The organism is Kitasatospora sp. NPDC057512 (assembly GCF_042802135.1).
Classification (GTDB): domain Bacteria; phylum Actinomycetota; class Actinomycetes; order Streptomycetales; family Streptomycetaceae; genus Kitasatospora.
The window spans coordinates 1-4,391 of record NZ_JBHVET010000710.1 but is presented as its reverse complement, the minus strand read 5'-3'; the positions used below and the strand labels follow the sequence as shown (position 1 = coordinate 4,391).

The following is a 4,391-nucleotide window of genomic DNA, read 5'->3' as shown; positions in this document are numbered from 1 at the left end:
GCGCCTGCGCCATCGCACGGTCTCCGCTCGTCGGTCCGGTGGGTCACGGATGGATCAAGCATCCGATTCCTCACCATATGAGCGGATTGTGGTTTCTGCTCCCCGGCTTGCACCCCTCCTCCGAACCTCCCGCCCGCCCCCGCTTGTCGGTCCCACCCGGCACCATGGGGGCATGGCGCCCCAGCACCCGACCCCGTCCGCCGACGACCCCCTGGCCGGCTTCGCCCCGGCCACCCGGGCCTGGTTCACCGGTGCCTTCTCCGCCCCCACCGCCGCGCAGGCCGAGGCCTGGCGGGCCATCCAGCGGGAGACGGACGTCCTGGTGGTCGCCCCCACCGGTTCCGGCAAGACGCTGGCCGCCTTCCTCTCCGCCCTCGACCGGCTCAGCAGCACCCCTCCCCCCGCCGAGCCCGGGCACCGCTGCCGGGTCCTCTACGTCTCACCGCTCAAGGCCCTCGCGGTGGACGTCGAACGGAACCTGCGCGCCCCCCTGGCCGGCCTGCGCCAGGCCGCCGTCCGACTCGGCCTGCCCGAGCCCGAGGTCCAGGTCGCCATCCGCTCCGGCGACACCCCGGCCGCCGACCGCCGCCGCTTCGCGACCCACCCGCCGGACATCCTGATCACCACCCCCGAATCGCTGTTCCTGCTGCTCACCTCCGCCTCCCGGGAGGCCCTGCGCGGCGTGGACACGGTGATCCTGGACGAGGTGCACGCGGTCGCCGGCACCAAGCGCGGCGCGCACCTCGCGCTCAGCCTGGAACGGCTGGACGAACTGCTGGAGCGCCCGGCCCGCCGGATCGGCCTGTCCGCGACGGTCCGCCCGGTCGAGGAGGTGGCCCGCTTCCTGAGCCCGCAGCGCGGCGCCGCCGTGGTCCAGCCCGCCGCCGCCAAGGAGTTCGACCTCTCGGTGGTCGTCCCCGTCCCTGACCTGGACGACCTGCCCGCCGCCCCGGCCACCGGCGGCGCCGCCGGCACCGACCCGCAGCGGCAGGCGTCGATCTGGCCGCACGTCGAGGAGCGGATCGTCGACCTGGTCGAGGCGCACCGCTCGACCATCGTCTTCGCCAACTCCCGCCGGCTGGCCGAGCGGCTGTGCAACCGGCTGAACGAGATCGCCTACGAGCGCGCCACCGGCACCGCCGTCCCCGAGGCGCACGCCCCGGCCGAGCTGATGGGCGGCTCGGGCGCGGCCAAGGGCGCGCCCCCGGTCATCGCCCGGGCCCACCACGGCTCCGTCTCCAAGGAGCAGCGGTCGCTCGTCGAGGAGGAGTTGAAGGCCGGCCGGCTGCCCGCCGTGGTCGCCACCTCCAGCCTGGAGCTGGGCATCGACATGGGCGCCGTCGAACTGGTAGTCCAGGTCGAGTCCCCGCCCTCGGTCGCCTCCGGCCTGCAGCGGGTCGGCCGGGCCGGCCACCAGGTCGGCGCCGTCTCCACCGGCGTCTTCTTCCCCAAGTACCGGGGGGACCTCGTCCAGTCCGCCGTGGTCACCGAGCGGATGCGGGCCGGCCGGATCGAGGCGCTGCGCATCCCGCGCAACCCGCTGGACGTGCTCGCCCAGCAGCTGGTCGCGATGACGGCCCTGGACACCTGGCCGGTGGACGACCTGCTCGCCGTGGTCCGCCGCGCCGCGCCCTTCGCGACCCTCCCGCAGTCCGCCTTCGACGCCGTGCTCGACATGCTGGCCGGCCGCTACCCCTCGGACGCCTTCGCCGAGCTGCGCCCCCGCCTGGTGTGGGACCGGGTGGCCGGCACCGTGACCGGCCGCCCCGGCGCCCAGCGGCTGGCCGTCACCTCCGGCGGCACCATCCCCGACCGCGGCCTGTTCGGCGTCTTCATCGCGGGCGCGGACCCGAAGGAGAAGGGCGGCGGCCAACGAGAGGGGCAGCGCGCAGCGCTTCCCCAGAAGGGTGGTGGTGGGGGAGGGGTGGGCGAGCTCGACGAGGAGATGGTCTACGAGTCCCGCGTCGGCGACGTGTTCACCCTCGGCACCACCTCCTGGCGGATCGAGGAGATCACCCACGACAAGGTGCTGGTCACCCCCGCCCCCGGCGTCCCCGGCCGGCTCCCGTTCTGGAAGGGCGACACGCTCGGCCGCCCGCTCGAACTCGGCCGCGCCCTCGGCGCCTTCACCCGCGAACTGGGCGCCCTGCCGCCCGAGGCCGCCACCGAGCGCCTCAAGCGGGCCGGCCTGGACGACTGGGCGGCCGCCAACCTGCTGGACTACCTGGCCGAGCAGCGCGCCGCCTGCGGCCACCTCCCCGACGACCGCACCATCGTGGTCGAGCGCTTCCGGGACGAGCTCGGCGACTGGCGGATCGTCGTCCACTCCCCCTTCGGCGCCCAGGTGCACGCCCCCTGGGCGCTCGCCCTCGGCGCCCGGCTGCGCGAGAAGCACGGCCTGGACCCGCAGGTGATGCACGCCGACGACGGCATCGTGCTGCGCCTGCCCGACGCCGACCTGCTGGCCCTCGACTTCGACTTCGGCACCCCCTCGGCGCAGTCGGAGCAGGACGAGGCCCCGGTCGGCGCCGACGCCACCCTGTTCGACCCCGGCGAGATCGAGCAGCTGGTCACCGACCAGGTCGGCGGCTCCGCCCTGTTCGCCTCCCGCTTCCGGGAGTGCGCCGGCCGCGCCCTGCTGCTCCCCCGCCGCAGCCCCGGCCGCCGCACCCCGCTCTGGCAGCAGCGCCAGCGCGCCGCCCAACTGCTCGAAGTCGCCTCCGAGTACGGCTCGTTCCCGATCGTCCTGGAGGCCGTCCGGGAGTGCCTGCAGGACGTCTTCGACGTCCCCGGCCTGGTCGAGCTGATGGGCGATCTGGAGTCCCGCGCCGTCCGCCTGGTCGAGGTCACCACCCCCGAGCCCTCGCCCTTCGCCCGCTCGCTGCTGTTCGGCTACGTCGCCCAGTTCCTCTACGAGGGCGACTCCCCGCTCGCCGAGCGCCGCGCCGCCGCCCTCTCGCTCGACTCCCGGCTGCTGTCCGAACTCCTCGGCCAGGCCGAACTGAGCGAGCTGCTCGACCCGCGGGTGCTCGCCGAGCTGGAGGCCGAGCTCCAACGCCTCACCCCCGAGCGCCGGATCAAGGACGCCGAGGGCGTCGCCGACGCCCTGCGCCTGCTCGGCCCGCTCTCCGAGGCCGAGTTGACGGCGCGCGGCGCCGAGCCGCTCTGGGCCCTGGAGCTGGAGGCGGCCCGCCGGGTGATCCAGGTCCGGATCGCCGGCGAGCGCCGCTGGGCCGCGATCGAGGACGCCGGACGGCTGCGCGACGCGCTGGGCACCCCGCTGCCGGTGGGCGTCCCGGAGGCCTTCACCGAACCGGTCAAGGACCCGCTGGGCGATCTGATCGCCCGCCACGCCCGCACCCACGGCCCGTTCACCGCCGCCGAGGCCGCCGCCCGCCACGGCCTCGGCACCGCCGTGGTCACCGGCACCCTGCACCGCCTGACCGCCGCCGGCCGCCTGGTCCAGGGCCACTTCAGGCCCACCGGGAGCCAGACCGACCCCGAGTGGCACACCGCCCCCGAGTGGTGCGACGCCGAGGTGCTGCGCCGGCTGCGCCGCCGCTCGCTGGCCGCCCTGCGCCAGGAGGTCGAGCCGGTCCCGCCGCGCGCCCTGGCCGCCTTCCTGCCGCAGTGGCAGCACCTGGCCGGCCACCGGCTGCGCGGCCCGGACGGCCTGCTGCGGGTGGTCGAGCAGCTCCAGGGCACCGCCCTGCCCGCCTCCGCGCTGGAGAAGCTGATCCTCCCGGCCCGGCTCACCGACTTCTCCCCCGGCCTGCTGGACGAGCTGATGGCGGCCGGCGAGGTCGGCTGGTGCGGGGCCGGCGCCCTGCCCGGCAAGGACGGCTGGCTCAGCCTGCACCTCGCCGAGAACGCCCACCTGCTGCGCCCCGAACCCGTCCCGCCCGCGCTCACCCCGGTGCACAGCGCCCTGCTGTCCGCGCTGGCCGGCGGCTACGGCCTGTTCTTCCGCCAACTCGTCCAGCAGCTCCCGGAGGAGACCGCCGAGCCGGAGATCGTCGAGGCGCTCTGGGACCTGGTCTGGGCCGGTTTCGTCACCAACGACACCCTCGCCCCGCTGCGCGCCCTGCTCGGCTCCGGCCGGACGGCGGGCGCCACCGCCCACCGCGCGCCCCGGTCCACCCCGCGCGGCCGCTACGGCGGGGCCGGCCGCGCCTTCGGCCGGGTCGGCGGCGCCCTGCGCGGCGGCCCGCCGACGGTGGCCGGCCGCTGGTCGCTGCTGCCCGCCTTCGCCGCCGACCCGACGGTCCGGGCCACCGCCCAGGCGCAGAACCTGCTGGACCGCCACGGCCTGCTCACCCGGGGCGCGGTGGCGGCCGAACGGGTGCCCGGCGGCTTCGCCGGGGTCTACCGGGTGCTCGCCGCGATGGCGG

1 protein-coding gene is annotated in these 4,391 nt (G+C 76.2%); it reads left to right on the top strand.

Going from position 1 to position 4,391, the window contains the following annotated elements; genetic code table 11:
* Positions 1-172: 172 nt before the first annotated feature.
* The coding region (locus ACFU6K_RS32350) for an ATP-dependent helicase (protein ID WP_380669107.1) at positions 173-4,391 on the top strand (4,219 nt) is incomplete at its 3' end.